14 protein-coding genes are annotated in these 15,536 nt (G+C 65.3%); 4 read left to right on the forward strand and 10 right to left on the reverse strand.

What is annotated here, in order from left to right:
- Window positions 1-218: 218 nt before the first annotated feature.
- The 7 genes from CXR03_RS16885 to CXR03_RS16915 all read right to left on the reverse strand — a co-directional run bounded on the left by CXR03_RS16885 (window position 219) and on the right by CXR03_RS16915 (window position 7,388).
- Complete coding sequence (locus CXR03_RS16885; RefSeq protein WP_104104914.1) at window positions 219-1,364, reverse strand: ABC transporter substrate-binding protein; 1,146 nt, start codon at window positions 1,362-1,364, stop codon at window positions 219-221.
- An 82-nt stretch (window positions 1,365-1,446) separates the two neighbouring features.
- A complete protein-coding gene (locus tag CXR03_RS16890; RefSeq protein ID WP_258060200.1) occupies window positions 1,447-2,274 on the reverse strand; it encodes an ABC transporter permease in 828 nt (275 codons plus the stop codon).
- Window positions 2,271-3,122: an ABC transporter ATP-binding protein gene (locus CXR03_RS16895; protein WP_104104915.1), complete on the reverse strand. Its 852-nt coding sequence runs from the start codon at window positions 3,120-3,122 to the stop codon at window positions 2,271-2,273. Before CXR03_RS16895 ends, CXR03_RS16890 begins: the two co-directional genes overlap by 4 nt.
- On the reverse strand, window positions 3,119-4,000 hold the full coding sequence (locus tag CXR03_RS16900; protein WP_104104916.1) for an ABC transporter permease: 882 nt from the start codon (window positions 3,998-4,000) through the stop codon (window positions 3,119-3,121). The genes CXR03_RS16895 and CXR03_RS16900 overlap by 4 nt, the downstream gene beginning before the upstream one ends.
- Window positions 4,001-4,007: 7 nt before the next feature.
- Window positions 4,008-5,024, reverse strand: coding sequence for a TIGR03842 family LLM class F420-dependent oxidoreductase (locus CXR03_RS16905; protein ID WP_104056214.1), 1,017 nt, complete (start codon window positions 5,022-5,024; stop codon window positions 4,008-4,010).
- A 44-nt stretch (window positions 5,025-5,068) separates the two neighbouring features.
- Window positions 5,069-6,490 (reverse strand): dihydropyrimidinase, encoded by a 1,422-nt coding sequence (hydA, locus tag CXR03_RS16910; protein WP_104104917.1) that lies wholly within the window; start codon window positions 6,488-6,490, stop codon window positions 5,069-5,071.
- Between the two features lie 49 nt (window positions 6,491-6,539).
- Window positions 6,540-7,388: a nitrilase-related carbon-nitrogen hydrolase gene (locus tag CXR03_RS16915; RefSeq protein WP_104056210.1), complete on the reverse strand. Its 849-nt coding sequence runs from the start codon at window positions 7,386-7,388 to the stop codon at window positions 6,540-6,542.
- Window positions 7,389-7,763: 375 nt separating this feature from the next.
- Here CXR03_RS16915 and CXR03_RS16920 point away from each other — a divergent pair, with 375 nt between their 5' ends.
- From CXR03_RS16920 to CXR03_RS16930, 3 genes are all read left to right on the forward strand, one after another.
- Window positions 7,764-8,762 (forward strand): putative F420-0 ABC transporter substrate-binding protein, encoded by a 999-nt coding sequence (locus tag CXR03_RS16920; RefSeq protein WP_104104918.1) that lies wholly within the window; start codon window positions 7,764-7,766, stop codon window positions 8,760-8,762.
- Window positions 8,763-8,857: 95 nt separating this feature from the next.
- Window positions 8,858-9,838, forward strand: a complete 981-nt coding sequence (locus tag CXR03_RS16925) for a putative F420-0 ABC transporter permease subunit (RefSeq protein WP_258073736.1) — start codon at window positions 8,858-8,860, stop codon at window positions 9,836-9,838.
- Window positions 9,835-10,683, forward strand: coding sequence for an ABC transporter ATP-binding protein (locus tag CXR03_RS16930; protein ID WP_104104919.1), 849 nt, complete (start codon window positions 9,835-9,837; stop codon window positions 10,681-10,683). The genes CXR03_RS16925 and CXR03_RS16930 overlap by 4 nt, the downstream gene beginning before the upstream one ends.
- Here CXR03_RS16930 and cofE read toward each other — a convergent pair.
- Window positions 10,680-11,486: a coenzyme F420-0:L-glutamate ligase gene (cofE, locus tag CXR03_RS16935; protein ID WP_104104920.1), complete on the reverse strand. Its 807-nt coding sequence runs from the start codon at window positions 11,484-11,486 to the stop codon at window positions 10,680-10,682. The two genes, CXR03_RS16930 and cofE, sit on opposite strands and share 4 nt — an antisense overlap.
- Before the next feature lie 3 nt (window positions 11,487-11,489).
- On the reverse strand, window positions 11,490-12,494 hold the full coding sequence (locus CXR03_RS16940) for a TIGR03557 family F420-dependent LLM class oxidoreductase (RefSeq protein ID WP_104104921.1): 1,005 nt from the start codon (window positions 12,492-12,494) through the stop codon (window positions 11,490-11,492).
- A 185-nt stretch (window positions 12,495-12,679) separates the two neighbouring features.
- Between CXR03_RS16940 and CXR03_RS16945 the strand changes: the two genes are divergently transcribed.
- On the forward strand, window positions 12,680-14,482 hold the full coding sequence (locus CXR03_RS16945; protein ID WP_104104922.1) for a glycoside hydrolase family 15 protein: 1,803 nt from the start codon (window positions 12,680-12,682) through the stop codon (window positions 14,480-14,482).
- Here CXR03_RS16945 and CXR03_RS16950 read toward each other — a convergent pair.
- Complete coding sequence (locus CXR03_RS16950; RefSeq protein ID WP_104104923.1) at window positions 14,479-15,384, reverse strand: DUF1524 domain-containing protein; 906 nt, start codon at window positions 15,382-15,384, stop codon at window positions 14,479-14,481. The genes CXR03_RS16945 and CXR03_RS16950 overlap by 4 nt on opposite strands.
- Between the last annotated feature and the right edge of the window lie 152 nt (window positions 15,385-15,536).

The following is a 15,536-nucleotide window of genomic DNA, read 5'->3' on the forward strand; positions in this document are numbered from 1 at the left end:
GCTCCCGGGCCGGAAGGCGCAGGATGGATCACCAGGAAGTTTTTGGTGGGGTTTGGCCGCCATGCTCGGGATGTTTTTCAACTCCCGGCCGCGGCGACTTAGAAGACTTTACACAGGTTTTGACCCGCCCGCAAATCGGCCCCCGACGGGCACAATCCAGGGGCCCGTGGCATGGCAGACGGCCGGCAACAAGGCTGCCGGCCGCCGTCGTGCGTTGCTTAGTTTCCGCCCTCGGCCAGGGTCACCTCCACGGGCTGGTAATCCGCAGCCTTGGTGTCCACACCCTCCTCTTCCAATTCTGCCAGTGCCTTCTGAACGTACTCGTTGGTGTAGGCGGTTTCCGGCGGCTCGGTGGTGAGGATGGTGGCTCCGGTTTCGTTCTGCGTGCCCATGGCGATGTCCACCGTCTTCTGCCACGCGCTCTCATCGATCATTCCGACACCGTTGGTGGAGGGGAAGATCAGTTTGTTGGTCTCGTTGGTCATCCACAGCTGGTGGCTCTGGCCAAGGGTGGATCCGGATTCAGTCACGATCCGTGCCGCGTCCTCCGGATTGTCCTTGGCATAGATCCAGCCCTTGATGGCGGCTTTGATGAACGCCGTGGTGGTCTCCTGGTATTCGGAGTCATCGGCCAACCGGTCCGCATCAGCCCAGATGGCGTCCTGCAGCATGGCCGAGCCCTCTTCATTCCAGTCGATGACGGTCAGGTCCTCGGGCTGGTACAGCTCCCCCGTGTCGGGATTGACGGTTTCCAGGACCTGGGCGTACTCGTTGTACGTCATGGCCTGCGCTGCGTCGATGTCCCCGGACAGGAACCCGTTCATGTCGAACGCCTGCTGGATCAGCTCAATGTCCCCGGGTTCCACGCCTGCATCCTGCATTCCGGCGAAGAGCTCCCATTCATTGCCGTAACCCCAGGACCCCACCTTCTTTCCGGCCAGGTCCTCCGGTCCGTCGATGCCGGAATCAGCCATGGCCACCTGCAGGGTGGCGCTGCGTTCGAAGATCTGCGCCACGTTGGTGATGTTGGCGCCCTGCTCGATCGACCCCAGGACTTTGGGCACCCAGGAAATCGCGTAGTCCACGTCTCCCGAGGCAAGCACGTCCTGCGGCACGATGTCCGCGCCGCCCTCAACGATCTCCACGGCCAGGCCTTCGTCTTCAAAGAAACCCTGGTCCAGCGCCGCGTAATAGCCGGCAAACTGGGCCTGCGAGAACCACTGCAGCTGCAGCGTCACCGGCGTCAGCCCTTCGGCAGATTCGCCGTCAGCTTCTGCCCCGCTGTCCGAGGCGCAGCCTGCCAGGAACAGAATTGCGGCGGTTCCGGCCGCCGCGGCCATGCGGATGCGTTTTCCACTTGCCATGTCATTGCCTCCAGTGAGTGTGAATGGGTCGAGGTAGCCTCCCCTTCGGACGGAGGGGAGGGTCGGATGCGGCCCGGCAGAGTCAGTGCCGGGAACTGTATTTCTCCAGCACTGCGGTTGCGCAGAAGAAAAGAAGGCCGACGACGACGGCGCCCAGCACGTAGGCCCAGGCCAGTGTGTAGTTGCTGCCGGCAGCGGCCGACGTGATGGATTTGCCCAGTCCGCCCACCGGACCGCCGAAGTACTCGGCAATCAGCGCCGAAATCACCGCCAGCGAGGACGCGATCCGGAGCCCGGTAAACATGTAGGGCACTGCACTGGGCAGGGTCACCGCACGCGTTGCCTGCCAGCGGCCCGCGGCATAGGAGCGCATCAAGTCCCGGTGCACCGGACGCACCTGCCGAAACCCGCGCAGCGAATTTACGTAGACCGGCACAAAGACCGCTATTCCGGCCACGATCTGCCGCGGCGCTTCTTCGCCGGCGCCGAACATTGTGTACAGCACCGGAGCCACCGCCACGATGGGCACCACGGACAGCGCGGTGACGGTGGGGCCGGCGAGGCGGTCAAAAATTGGCAGGAAGGCGGCGACAACGGCGGCCAGCACTCCAATCAGCCCGCCGATCACCAGCCCGGCCAGGGCATTGCTTCCCGTCACGAGCGAAGCGGAGGCAATGTTTGCTGCGTTCCCGAAGAAGGCCGCCGCGATGGCGAAGGGACCCGGCAGGACAAACGCCGGAACCGCGAACAGGCTCACAGCTCCCTGCCAGATCAGCACCGCGGCTACTCCCAGCAGCACCGGCAGTGCTGCCTTCCGGCCGCCGTCGACCGCCCGGCCCAGCAGTGCGGGCGAGGTGGCGGCGGCGGCAGCCGGTGCCGTCTTCAGCGCCGCAGGCTTCAGCACCGTCACCGTGTCTCAACTCCGCGCAGCTGCGCCGCTTCGGTGCCGTGCAGTGACTCCCGGACGGCGGTGATGGCGGCGTAAAAGGCCGTTTCCTCGCGCAGGTCCTCCCCGCGCTCTCCCGCCGAACCCAGCCGCATCTGCAGCACCTCCTTGATCCGGCCCGGGCGGGCCGACATCACGAACACCCGGTCGGAAAGGAAAACAGCTTCCGGAATGGAGTGCGTGACAAAAACGACGGCGGCGCCGGTTTCCGCGCAGATCCGCACCAGCTCGTTCTGCATCCGTTCGCGGGTCATTTCGTCCAAGGCGCCAAACGGCTCATCCATCAGCAGCAGCCGCGGGCTTTCGGCCAGGGACCGGGCAATCGCCACGCGCTGCTGCATCCCGCCGGAGAGCTGGTCCGGAAAAGAATCGGTGAATTCGGTCAGGCCCACCATGGCCAGGAGCTCGTCGGCGCGTTTCCGGCGGACGGCGGCTGCCGTTCCGTGGAGCTGGAGCGGCAGCTCTATGTTTGCCCGCACGGTGCGCCACGGCAGAAGTCCTGCCTGCTGGAACGCAATGCCGTATGCCTGTTCACGGCGGGCTTGCCGGGCGGTGCGGCCGAAGACGCTGATGGTTCCGCTGGTCGGTTCATCCAGGTCGGCGATCAGGCGCAGCAGGGTGGACTTGCCGCAGCCCGACGGCCCGATCAGCGACACGAACTCGCCCGGCGCAACCGTCAGGTTTGTGTCTTCCAGCGCTGTCACGGTTCCGCGCCCGGTGGAGAACACCCGGTGCACGTTGCGGACCTGGACTGCGGGTTCGGGCGCGGTCACCGTTGCTGTTTGCACGGCCGGCTCAATTGGTCCGCTCATGATGCTTGTTCTCCTCTGCGGTAGCGGTGCAGGAACAGTCCCAACACGGTGGTGGCAGCGACAGCTGCCAGTCCCAGCAGAACGGCCCCAAAAATGGGAGCCCAGGGTTTGCCCGGGTCTCCGCCGGCCGCGGCGGCGTACTCCACGATCATCCTGCCGATCCCGCCCTTGAGGCCGATGGACACCTCAGCAACCACGGCCCCAATGACCGCGTTGGCGGCGGCCAGGCGCAGGGCCGGCAGCAGGAAGGGAACGCTGGCCGGAAGCCTCAGGAACAGGAAGCTGCGCCACCAGCCCACAGAGTAGGTGTGCATCAGGTCCACATGGTTGTCCTCCGGAGCGGAGAATCCGCGCAGGGCACCGATCGCCACCGGAAAGAAGGCCAGATAGGACGCGATGACCGCCACGGACATCCAGTTCTCCCAGCTGAAGGACCCGATCTCCAGCTGGGAACCCCACCGCCGCACCAGCGGCGCAATGGCGATCAGCGGGACGGTCTGGCTGAGGATGATCCAGGGCAGCAGTGCGGAGCCCGCGGACCGGAAGCGCTGCATCAGCATGGCCAGGCCCACGCCCACCGTGACCCCGATCAGCCAGCCCAGTGCCGCGATCCCGAGGGTGAAGGCGGCAGCCTGCAGCACGGCCATCCACAGCGGCGAGGCCCCTGCCGCCGAGGTTGCCGGCTCGGCCAGCCTCCCGAGCATGGTCCAGATGTGCGGCATGGCGAGGTCGGAGTTCCGCGGCAGCAGCGGTATCCCCGCGGCGTTCAGTCCGTTGACCGGACCGGCAAGTTTGTACCCTTCCCACAGCAGCACCGGGGCAAGGACTCCGCCGGCGGCCCATCCAATCCGGGCCGCCGGCCCCGCCGTCGTTTTCATGCCCTGCTCATGCCGTTGCGCTCACGTGCTCACGCAGCGCCGGAATGATGCTCTCGCCGTAGACCCGCAGGGTTTCCTCCTTGTTGTCGTGCTGGAGGTAGCCGGCGAACTGGGTCACCCCGAGGGCCTTGAGCTTTTCGAGCTTTTCAATGTGCTGCTCCACGGTGCCCATCAGGCAGAACCTGTCCACGATCTCGTCCGGCACAAAGGCGGTGTGGGTGTTTCCCGCCCGTCCGTGCTCGTTGTAGTCGTAGCCTTCCCGGCCGGCAATGTAGTCCGTCAGCGCCTGCGGCACGGCCGCGTCGGCCCCGTACTTGGCCACGATGTCCGCCACGTGGTTGCCCACCATCCCGCCAAACCAGCGGCACTGGTCCCGCATGTGCTCCCAGTCATCCCCTATATACATGGGCGCGGCCACGCAGAATTTGATCGCCATCGGATCGCGTCCCGCCGCTGCCGCGGCGCTCCGCACGGTGGCGATCATCCATTCCGCAATGTCCAGATCGGCCAGCTGCAGAATGAACCCGTCTCCCACTTCGCCGGTGAGTTTCAAGGCCAGCGGCCCGTAGGCAGCCACCCACATTTCCAGTTCCGAACCGGTGCTCCACGGAAACTGGATGGTCCGCCCGTTGTATTCCACGGCCCGGGAGTTCGCCAGCTCGCGGATCACATGGATCGATTCCCGCAGCGTCTTCAGGGTGGTGGGCGATCCCCCGCTGACCCGCAGCGCGGAGTCCCCGCGGCCGATGCCGCACACCGTACGGTTGCCGTACATCGAGTTCAGCGTGGCATAGGTGGAAGCCGTGACAGTCCAGTCCCGGGTGGCCGGGTTCGTGACCATGGGCCCCACCTTGATGTTCTGTGTTTCGGCCAGGATCTGGCTGTAAATCACATAGGGTTCCTGCCACAGGATGTGCGAGTCAAACGTCCACACGTAGTCGAACCCGAATTCCTCGGCCCGCTTCGCGAGCGCCACCGTTCGGGCTGCGGGCGGATTGCATTGCAACACTGCGCCAAATTCCATGCTGTTCCGCTCCTTGTAGGTACTGACTTGAATCAGGTACTGGCTTAGATCAGGTACTGGCTGGGGGCCCGGCGGACGTACCGGCCGTGGCCCTTGGACCCGAGGTACTCGTTGTCATTGATGAGGATCCGTCCCCGGGACAGCACCGTGTCCACGTGCCCGTTGATCTCGTAGCCCTCCCAAGCGGAGTAATCCATGTTCATGTGATGGGTTTTCTCCAATCCGATCGAGGTGTGGCCGCTGGGATCGTAGATAACGACGTCGGCATCGGCACCCGGGGCGATCACGCCCTTGGTCCCGTACATGCCAAACATGCGCGCCGGCGTCGTGCTGGTGATTTCCACCCAGCGCTCGAGCGAGATCTTCCCGTCCACCACGCCCTGGTACATCAGGTCCATGCGGTGTTCCACCGAGCCGATGCCGTTGGGGATCTTGGAGAAGTCCCCCTGGCCCAGGTCCTTTTGCCCCTTCATGCAGAACGGGCAGTGGTCCGTGGCCACCATCTGGATGTCATTGGTGCGCAGCGACTGCCACATGTGGTCCTGGTGGTGCTCGTGCTTCGAGCGCAGCGGCGTGGAACAGACCCACTTCGCGCCCTCGAAGCCGTCAGCGCCGAGCTGGTCCTCCAGGCTCAGGTACAGGTACTGCGGACAGGTTTCGCCGAAGACGTTCTGCCCGTTGTCCCGGGCTGCGGCCAGCTGCTCCACGGCCTGCTTCGCGGACACATGGACCACATACAGGGGCGCACCGGTGAGGTTGGCCAGCATGATGGCCCGGTGGGTGGCCTCCTCCTCCATCTGCCAGGCCCGCGCCACTCCGTGGTAGTAGGGATCGGTTTTGCCCTGGGCCAGCAGTTCACTGACCATGGCATCAATGGCCGGGCCGTTCTCGGCATGCATCATGGTCATCAGACCGGTTTCGGCTCCCACCCGCATGGCCTTGTAGATCTGCGCGTCGTCGCTGTAGAAAACCCCCGGATAGGCCATGAACAGCTTGTAGCTGGACACCCCCTCATCGATGAGCCCCGCCATCGCCTTGAGGGAATCATCATTGACGTCCCCCACAATCTGGTGAAAGCCGTAGTCGACGGCACATTCCCCCGCAGCCTTCTCATGCCACGCGTCCAAACCGTCCATCACCCGCTCGCCGTACCGCTGGATCGCGAAGTCCACGATCGTCGTCGTACCTCCCCAGGCCGCGGCGCGGGTGCCGGTTTCAAAGGTGTCGGAGGCTTCGGTGCCACCGAAGGGCATCTGCATGTGGGTGTGCGCATCGATGCCGCCGGGAATCACATACTTGCCGCGGGCGTCCAGGACCGTGTCTACGGAACCGGCCAGGTCATGCCCCAGCAGGGTGGAACCGGGTGCGAGTACCGCCGCGATCTTCTCCCCGTCAATGAGAACGTCCGCTTCGCTGCGGCCGGTGGAGGTAACAACCGTTCCTCCGGTGATCAGTGTTGTACTCAAAACGACTCCCTTGTCTGCCTTCTGCTGCTTTTGTCCGATGAACCGGCTGTTACGGGTTGGTGATGGGCGTATACGCATCCGGCCGGCGGTCCCGGTAGAACTGCCAGTTGTTGCGCGCCGTGCGAACCAGGTCCATGTCCAGATCACGGATCATCAGTTCTTCGTTGTGGCGGTCCCCCAGCTCCCCCACGTAGTTGCCCTGCGGATCGGCAACATAGGACGTTCCGTAGAAATCGACTGCTTCGTCGCCGAACTCATTGGTCTCGCTGCCCACCCGGTTGGGCACCACCACGTAATACCCGTTGGCTGCCGCAGCGGTGGGCTGCTCGAGTTCCCAAAGCCGGTTGGAGAGTCCCGGTTTGGAAGCGTTGGGGTTGAAGACAATTTGGGCGCCGTTCAGGCCAAGTACGCGCCAGCCTTCGGGGAAGTGCCGGTCATAACAAATGGTGACTCCCACGGTTCCGACTGCAGTGTCGAAAACCGGCCACCCCATGTTTCCCGGCCGGAAGTAGAACTTCTCCCAGAATTTCTCCACATGGGGAATGTGGTTTTTGCGGTATTTGCCCAAATACGTTCCGTCGGCGTCGATCACCGCAGCAGTGTTATAGAGGACTCCTGGCTGCTCCTCTTCATAGATCGGCAGGATGATCACCATGTTGTGCTCAGCCGCGAGTTTAGAGAACCGTTCGGTGAGGGGACCCGGAACCTTCTGCGCATAGTCGTAATACTTGTTGTCCTGCACAATTCCGAAGTACGGGCCGTGGAAAAGCTCCTGGAAGCAAATGATCTGCGCGCCCTCGGCAGCAGCCTTGCGGACAAACTCCTCGTGCTTGGCAACCATGGACTCTTCATCTCCGGTCCACGTTGTCTGGGTCAGGGCTGTGCGGATGATTGTCATTGTGCCTCCTAGTAGCGGCGTGCTGTGCCGCAGTGTCGATCGGCCGGTTCAGGGCCTTTATCAGTCTTTGTGCCGAACGTTTCCTTCGCATTTCCGCGGCGTAAAAGCTGGTGCGCCATTTGCCGCAGGGTGGGTTCATCCTTCGCCTTTGTTGCGGAACCCGCAAGGGTTTTGGTGCTGCTTTTCTCCAAGAGGTGCGGGCCGTGATGCGGTTATCCGTGATGCGTAACGGGCCGCAACAAAAAATTCAGCAAACAAAGGAGTGCTAGCGTTCATCGAAGATCACCGGCCGCGTATGGCCGGTAACTCTGGTCTGGACTTGGGCCATAGATCCCCTCCGATTTCCCGCCGCACTACGCCGCACCAAGAGGACCTATGAACCGAACCCGTGTGTCTGCCCTTTCCCTGCTTCTGGCCGCAGCCCTGGCCGGCACAGTTGGCTGTTCCACTGCTGCAGCGCCGGCCGCCCAGCCGGACGCCGGACCGCCAGCACCGCCGTCGTCGTCGTACCCGGTCTCCATTTCGAACTGCGGCACGGAGGTGACGCTCACCGCCGCCCCCGAACGCATCGTGGCCATCAAATCCACCTCGCTGGAAACAGTCCTGGCCCTGGGACTGGGCAGCAAAGTAGTGGGTACGGCGTTCCTGGACGGACCGGTGCCGGAATCCCTGGCGGACGAGGCGGATTCCCTGCCGTCCCTGTCCGATGCCGCGCCCTCGCAGGAAGTGGTGCTGGAGCGTGAACCGGACTTCATTTATGCCGGCTGGGAGTCCAATCTGAGTGCCGATGCCGCCGGCGAGCGCGGCGTCCTGGCCTCGCTCGGGATTAATACCTATGTCTCTCCGGCGGCCTGCCGGGAAGAGGGACTTCCCGGCAAGCTGACCTTTGAATCCGTTTTCGAGGACATCACGGAAGCCGGCGCCCTGTTGGGCGTCCCCGAGGCCGCGGCTGCCCTGGTGGCTGAACAGCGGGAGATCCTGGCCGGCGTATCGCCGGCGGGAGACGGCCGGACGGCCTTCTGGTTCTCCTCCGGCCGGGAAACTCCTTATGCAGGGGCAGGCCTGGGCGCTCCGCAAATGATGATGGAGCAGCTGGGACTGGAGAATATCGCCGCGGATGTCCAGGAATCCTGGGCCTCCCTGAGCTGGGAGACCGTGGTGGATGCCAATCCGGACGTCATTGTGCTGGTTGACGCGGACCGGAACACCGCAGAGTCAAAGAAGGAGCTGCTGGCCGCCAACCCTGCCACCGCAGGCATGGACGCGGTGATCAATGAGCGGTATCTGGTCCTTCCCTTCGCTGCGGGCGAGGCCGGGGTGCGCAATGCCGACGCCGTGGCAGACCTCGCCGATCAGCTCACAAGGCTGCCGTGACGGCCCTCCGCCTGCAGCGCAGGGACACTGTTGCCCTCTCTCCCGAGGACTCTCCGCCCCCGGCGCGGCGCCGCTTCCGCACAGGCACGGCAACCGTGGTTCTTGCTGCGGCGTTGGTGCTGTCCGTCGCCGCCGCCGCAACCGTGGGACCGGCGGACATCAGCGTGCCGGACGCCTTCCGATCCATCCTCGCCCATCTGGGCATCGGCACCAGCCCGCTCTCCGCCCTGCAGGACGGAATCATTTGGGAACTGCGGCTGCCCCGGGTGCTCACCGCGGCGGCGGTGGGCGCCGGGCTGGCCGTCAGCGGTGCGGTCATGCAGGCGCTGACCCGCAACGCCCTGGCCGACCCGTATCTGCTGGGCCTGTCCTCCGGTGCATCGCTGGGGGCCGTGTGCGTGGTGCTGCTGGGCGCTCAGCTACTGCTGCCGCTGGCCGCGTTCATCGGAGCCCTGGCCGCACTGGCCGCAACCCTGCTGCTGGCCCGGCTGGCCGGCGGGCTCACCCCGTCACGCACTGTCCTGGCCGGAGTGGCGGTGTCCTCCCTGGGCAGCGCCCTCACCAGCCTGGTGATCTTCTGGACCGCCACCGGAGATTCCTACCGCAACATCCTGGGCTGGCTGCTCGGCTCCCTGGCCGGCACGCAGTGGTCCAGCGCGGGCATTGCCGCCGGGGCCCTGCTGGTGGTGGGCCTTCCGCTGCTGGGCACCGCCCGCCTCCTGGACGGGTTCGCCTTCGGGGACGACGCCGCCTCCGCCCTGGGCATCAATGTTCCGGCCGTTCGGTGGTCCATGCTCGCCGCCACCGCGCTGCTGACCGGAGCCATGGTGTCCGTCAGTGGTTCGATTGGCTTTATCGGACTGGTGTTTCCCCATGTGGTCCGCCTGGTCACGGGCCCCGGCCACCGCAGCCTGCTGCCGCTGTCCGCCCTGCTGGGTGCCGTGTTCCTGGTCTGGGCCGATACTGCGGCCCGGGCCGCCTTCGAGCCGCGGGAGCTGCCGGTGGGAGTGGTCACCGCCGTTATCGGTGCCCCGGTGTTCGCCTATGTGCTCACCCGGCGAAAGGGCGGAGCATGAGCGGCGCGCCGGGAGCCGGCCGGCCCGTGAAGACCCTCGATGCCGCGAACCTTGAGATTCGCCTTGGCGGCAAGCTGGTGGTGGACGGGGTGGACTGCACGGTTCCGGCCGGGGCCCTCTCGGCACTGGTGGGCCCCAACGGCGCCGGAAAGTCCACGCTGCTGCGGGCACTGGCCGGCGTGGTGCCCGTGCGCACCGGCACCGTGCTGTGGGAGGGCAGGGATCTGCTGCGCCGTCCGCGCCGGGAACGTGCCCGGATTGCGGCACTGGCCGAGCAGGAATCCGGCACCGATGCACCGCTGACCGTGCGCGACGTCGTGTCCCTGGGCACCATGCCACACCGGTCCCTGCTGGGTTTCGGAACCAGTGACGACGACGCCGAAGTTACCGCCGCACTACGGACCGCCGGGGTGCCGGAGCTTGCGGACCGGTTGTTCAGCGAACTCTCCGGCGGACAACGGCAGCGGGTCCAGCTGGCCCGGGCTCTGGCCCAGCGCCCGCAGCTGCTGATCCTGGACGAGCCCACCAACCACCTCGATCCGCACGCCCAGCTGACCACCCTGGCGCTGCTGCGGGAGCTGGCCGGAAGCGGCATCGCCGTCGTCGCCGCCCTTCATGACCTCACCCACGCCGCAGCCCACTGCGATCATGTGATTGTCCTGTCCGGCGGCACCGTGGTGGCAGCCGGTGATCCGCGGACGGTGCTGACCACCGATCTGATCCGCGAGGTGTACGGGGTCCAGGCACACGTGCTGGTCCACCCCGCCACGGGGCGTCCGCTGATTGCCCTGTCCCTGCCCTCGCCGGCCAACGCGGCGGCCCCTCGGTTCGAGGCCTCCGCCTAGGCCCAGAGCGGCTCCGGCAGGCCGGCGTCCCGGCAGGCTGCTGCGTAGCCCTCGCGCCATGCCTCCGCACTGCCGAGCCGAAACAGGTCCTGTGCGGGAGGACGCACCAGTGTCCGGGCTCCCCGGTCGCCGCCGAAATATCCTTCTGGATGTACCAAATCCGGCAGGCCTCTGAGCACTGCCACCGGGCATTGGCTGGTTTTTCCTTTGACCAGGTCCGCGGCGCCGGCGATCTCGTCCGCAACCGCGGTCAGGGTGGCTTTCATCTCCTGGCCAAAGGCATCGGAGGTTCCCCGCAGGTCCAGCAGAACGTCCACGCCGGCGGCTCCGATGGCGGCGTCGGTCTGACCGTCACGCCACGCGCGCCCCAGGGTGTCGGTGATGAGAACCCCGACGTCGAACCCCAGTTTCCGGCGCAGGCCGGCGCACAGTGCCCGGGCCGAGGCGTCCGGATCGACGGGAAGAAGCAGGACCGTCCCCGCAGGGGTGTTGCTGTTGTCCACACCCGCCGCGGCGGCCACGATCCCCAGCTTGTTCTCCACGATCCGGGTGACGCCTCCGGAATGAACCTTGCTGGCCACCACCCGAACGGTTTCCTCGGTGATGCACTGTTCCCTATCCTCCGCCGCTACCTGCCGCCCTTCGGCCTTGGACACAATCTTGGAGGTGACCACCAGGATGTCTCCCGGCCGCAGTGCTCCGTCCGGAGTTGATGCTGCGGCGGCCAGGATGACAGACACCAGATCGGCGCCGGGCGTGATTTCGCAGATACCGGGGAGGGCAAAAACCGTGATGCTGCGCATCGGTCAGCGCTGCAGTGCCGGCAGGACGCTGGCGCCGAACACATCAATCCACTGGCGCTGGTTCCGTCCGACGTTATGCAGATATATCCGGTCAAAGCCCAGGTCCACGAACTTCTGGATGTAGGCGCGGTGGACATCGGGATCGCTGGAAATGACCATCCGGCCCTCGAAATCTTCGGGCCGGACGAGCTTGGCCATCTGCTCCAGCTCGAACGGAGACCGGATGTCCCCCTTGGGGAACTTCATGCCGCCGTTGGGCCATTCCACCATGGCGTTGGTGAGGGCCTCTTCGTCCGTTTCGGCCCAGCTCATGTGCAGCTGCAGGACCTTGGGCATCGTGTCCGGGTCCTTGCCCGCCTCGCGGGCGCCGGCGTCGAACTTCTCAAAGAGCATCCCGATTTTCTCCAGCGGGGCGCCCACGGTGATCAGTCCGTCGGCGTGCCGGCCGGCCCGCTTTGCCGTGACCGGTCCTGCGGTGGCCACCAGGATTTCCGGGGCCGTCTCCGGCATGGTCCACAGGCGGGTGGACTCCATCTTGTAGAACTCGCCCTTGTGGCGCACGTCCTTGCCGGCCAGGGAGTTGGTAAAGAGCTTGGTGATGATGTCAATGGCTTCGAACATCCGGTTGATGCGCTCCGGTGCTTCCGGCCAGTACTGCGCTGTAATGTGCTCATTCAACGCCTCACCGGACCCCAGTCCCAGCCAGTGCCTGCCGGGATACATGGCCGCAAGCGTGGCGGAAGCCTGCGCCACCATCGCCGGATGCCAGCGGAAGGTCGGCGCCGTGACGCCCGGCCCAAGATCGCCCTTGGTGCGCTCGCCCAGGGCGGAGAGAACATTCCAGACAAACGCGGACTGGCCCTGCGCGGGAACCCACGGCTGGAAATGATCGGCCGCCATAACGCCGGAAAAACCTTTGCTCTCCGCGTATTCCGCCAGCGCCACCGCTTCAGTGGGATGGAACTGTTCCAGCATTGCCGCGTAACCAATTGTGAGAGAAGAAGTCATATTCCGATCCTTACAGCCAGACATTTCGAAAAGGAGAACGGGTGTTTCCATTGGAATACAGCGCGTAGGGAAAAGCGCACTTTTCCCCGCGCCGGAACGCTGAAGGCCCATCCTACGGCCGTTCCGGCTCCAGCGGCCGGGTTTTAGGATGGACAAACGGATCCGCTAATCAACGGAAGGCCCCGATGACTGCCGAAAGCTCCGCGCAACCCCATCCGAACGAACGCATCAACGGTTATGCGGACCTGCGTTCTTACGCCGCTATTGGGGACGGACGCACCGTTGCGCTGGTTGCCCGAGACGGCGCAGTGGACTGGTATCCCACCCCGGACCTTGACTCGGTTCCTTCCTTTGCAGCGTTGCTGGACGCGGACGACGGCGGCCGGATTGAGTTGCGTCCGGAGGAGGACTTCAGGGTGGAACGGGCCTACGTGGACGGAACGAATGTCCTGGCGACCACCTTCACCACTGCTTCCGGAATCGTCCGCGTCACGGATTCCCTCAATACCGGCGTGGCCGGACGGTTGCCCTGGGGCGAGCTGGCGCGCCGGATCGAGGGGCTGACAGGCACCGTGCGGATGCGCTGGTCCGTGGCACCGGGCAATTGTTTCGGCACCGCCTCGCCCTGGGTGGAGGACAGCGCCCAAGGGCCGGTGCTCCACGCCCAGCAAACCACCATCGGGGTCCGCGGCTTTCAGCACGGCGGGCAGCAGGTCTCTGACCGCAGCATTTCCGGCTCCTTCTCCACTTCCCCCGGCTCCCGGCACCTGGTGGCCGTGGTTTCCACCCATGACGAGCCGCTGGCGCTGCCGGACCCGCAGACCGTGGATGCCGGCGTCGACCGCACCATCGCCAACTGGCAGAGCTGGATGAAGGAGTTCACCTACGACGGACCGTGGTCCGAGGCAGTGCAGCGCAGCGCCCTGGCGCTGAAACTGCTGATCCACAGTCCCTCGGGCGCAGTGGCGGCCGCCGCTACGACGTCGCTGCCCGAGAGCCTGGCCGGCGGCAAGAACTGGGACTACCGGTACGCGTGGGTCCGCGACACCGCTTACACGCTTAACGCCCTGACCCGGTTCGGCCTGCGTGAGGAGGTCCATGCTGCCGTCGCCGGGATGCTGAAGAGCATCCGCAGCCAGGGCAAGGACCTGCAGGTGTTCACCGCGCTGAACGGACAACCGGCGGACGGCGCCGAGGAGCTTGATCTGCCCGGCTGGCGGGGCATTGGACCCGTGGTCCGGGGCAACAATGCGGCATCCCAGCTCCAAATGGGAGTCTTTGGGGATCTGTTCAATATTGTTCAGCTCTACGTCGACGCCGGCCACGTCCTGGACACCGGTACCGGGCGGCTGCTGGCCGATCTGGCGGATCTGGCCTGCGACACCTGGCAAAAACGCGATGCCGGGATGTGGGAACTGTACGACGAGCAGCACTACACCACGTCCAAGCTGGGCTGCTGGCATGCCCTCAGCTGCGCCTCGCATCTGGCCGATCTGGGGCAGATTCCCGGCCCTTCAGACCGCTGGCGGGCCGAGAAAGATCGAATCGAAGCGTGGGTGCGGGAGAACTGCTGGTCCGAGGAACGCGGCAGCTACGTCTGGTATCCGGGATCCGACAAGCTGGACGCCTCCATCCTGCTCCATGCCATCAGCGGCTTCGACCGCAGCGAGCGCATGAGTTCCACCCTCGACGCGCTGCGGGAGGAGCTGGGCCGCGGTCCTCTGCTCTACCGGTACAGCGGCGCGGAAAAGGAGGAAGCCACCTTCGTGGCGTGTGCGTTCTGGATGGTGTCCGCACTGACCCACGTTGGCCGGCGGGATGAAGCGGTTGAGCTCATGGACCAGCTGGTGCCGCTGGCGAACGACGTCGGGCTCTACACCGAAATGATCACCGAGGAGGACTCCGCCTTCCTGGGCAACTTCCCGCAGGGACTCTCCCACCTGGCGCTGATCACTGCGGCGCTGACCGTCAACGACAGCGCAGGCTAGGAAGTGCAGCCTTCGCCGTCGCCGTCGCCGTCGAACTTGGGATCCCAACCCGCATCGCCGGGGCGGATGGGCGCCGCACCGGCTGCTTTGACGGCCGCGCAGTTGGCGTAGACGGGTGCTTTTCCGGCTCCGGCGGCGGGCGGCCCCGCAACGGCAGCTGCTGCACTCCGGCTTCCGTCGGGAACGGGCTGGTCCGGGCACGTCTCAAGGACACCGGCAATGGCGTTGTGTTCAGCCTGGGTCACCCACAGCTCATACCGGGCTTTGACCGCAACCTGGCGGGCCACGTACTCGCAGCGGAAGGCCTTGTTGGCCGGCAGCCAGGTGGCGGCGTCGGAATCAGATTTTGCTCCGTTGGCCGGACCGTCCGCGGCCATGAGGTTCAACGGGTCATTCGCAAGCTGGCGCCGCTCTTCGGCGGATAGTTGCTGGGCACCCTTCTGCCAGGCATCGGACAGCGCCACAATGTGGTCAATCTGCACGGCCGTGCTTGTTTCATTGCCCCGCACAAAGTTAATGGTTGTACCCGTATAGGGGTCTGCGAAGGTTCCGGATGCCACCACGCATTCCTTGGTTCCGTCCTTGTAGACGACGGCGGTGAGATCGCGGGCCAGGATGTCATTCCTGGTGTCACATCCGTTGCGGTCCACGTCGGCCCAGGATGGCCCAAACTGGTCCCGGTCATATCCGGTCTTCGGAGCCCGGCCCTTGATCGGAAGGGTGTCCAGCTGTTCCAGCGCCGATCCGGACGCTGCCTCCTGCACCGATGAACTGCTGTCCCCGGCTCCGAACCCTGCATTTGCTCCTGTCCCGGTGTCCGCCAGCGGGGTGCAGGCTGAGGAACCAAGCAGAATTGCAGGTAATGCGACAAGGGCCAGAACTTTGGTGCGTAGAGAAGTCATCGCTATTAATTATGGACGACGGATTGGATTCGATTTTCCGCACTTCAGACTCGTTGCGCATCCGATAATTCCTGCGGGTAGAGTTCAGGTGCGCGGCTGACCGCGTCAGCCATGCGCCCGCCGTTTAATGTGCTGCTCAGCGGGCCCGTTTG

The sequence above is a fragment of the Arthrobacter sp. 08Y14 genome (assembly GCF_002929455.1).
GTDB classification, from domain to species: Bacteria; Actinomycetota; Actinomycetes; order Actinomycetales; family Micrococcaceae; genus Arthrobacter_B; species Arthrobacter_B sunyaminii.

Excerpts from the sequence above, each read along its gene's own strand:
- CXR03_RS16885 (WP_104104914.1), bottom strand. The coding sequence starts at position 1,364 with ATGGCAAGTGGAAAACGCATCCGCATGGCCGCGGCGGCCGGAACCGCC.
- CXR03_RS16895 (WP_104104915.1), bottom strand. The coding sequence starts at position 3,122 with ATGAGCGGACCAATTGAGCCGGCCGTGCAAACAGCAACGGTGACCGCG.
- CXR03_RS16900 (WP_104104916.1), bottom strand. The coding sequence starts at position 4,000 with ATGAAAACGACGGCGGGGCCGGCGGCCCGGATTGGATGGGCCGCCGGC.
- CXR03_RS16905 (WP_104056214.1), bottom strand. The coding sequence starts at position 5,024 with ATGGAATTTGGCGCAGTGTTGCAATGCAATCCGCCCGCAGCCCGAACG.
- CXR03_RS16915 (WP_104056210.1), bottom strand. The coding sequence starts at position 7,388 with ATGACAATCATCCGCACAGCCCTGACCCAGACAACGTGGACCGGAGAT.
- CXR03_RS16920 (WP_104104918.1), top strand. The coding sequence starts at position 7,764 with ATGAACCGAACCCGTGTGTCTGCCCTTTCCCTGCTTCTGGCCGCAGCC.
- CXR03_RS16930 (WP_104104919.1), top strand. The coding sequence starts at position 9,835 with ATGAGCGGCGCGCCGGGAGCCGGCCGGCCCGTGAAGACCCTCGATGCC.
- cofE (WP_104104920.1), bottom strand. The coding sequence starts at position 11,486 with ATGCGCAGCATCACGGTTTTTGCCCTCCCCGGTATCTGCGAAATCACG.
- CXR03_RS16940 (WP_104104921.1), bottom strand. The coding sequence starts at position 12,494 with ATGACTTCTTCTCTCACAATTGGTTACGCGGCAATGCTGGAACAGTTC.
- CXR03_RS16945 (WP_104104922.1), top strand. The coding sequence starts at position 12,680 with ATGACTGCCGAAAGCTCCGCGCAACCCCATCCGAACGAACGCATCAAC.
- CXR03_RS16950 (WP_104104923.1), bottom strand. The coding sequence starts at position 15,384 with ATGACTTCTCTACGCACCAAAGTTCTGGCCCTTGTCGCATTACCTGCA.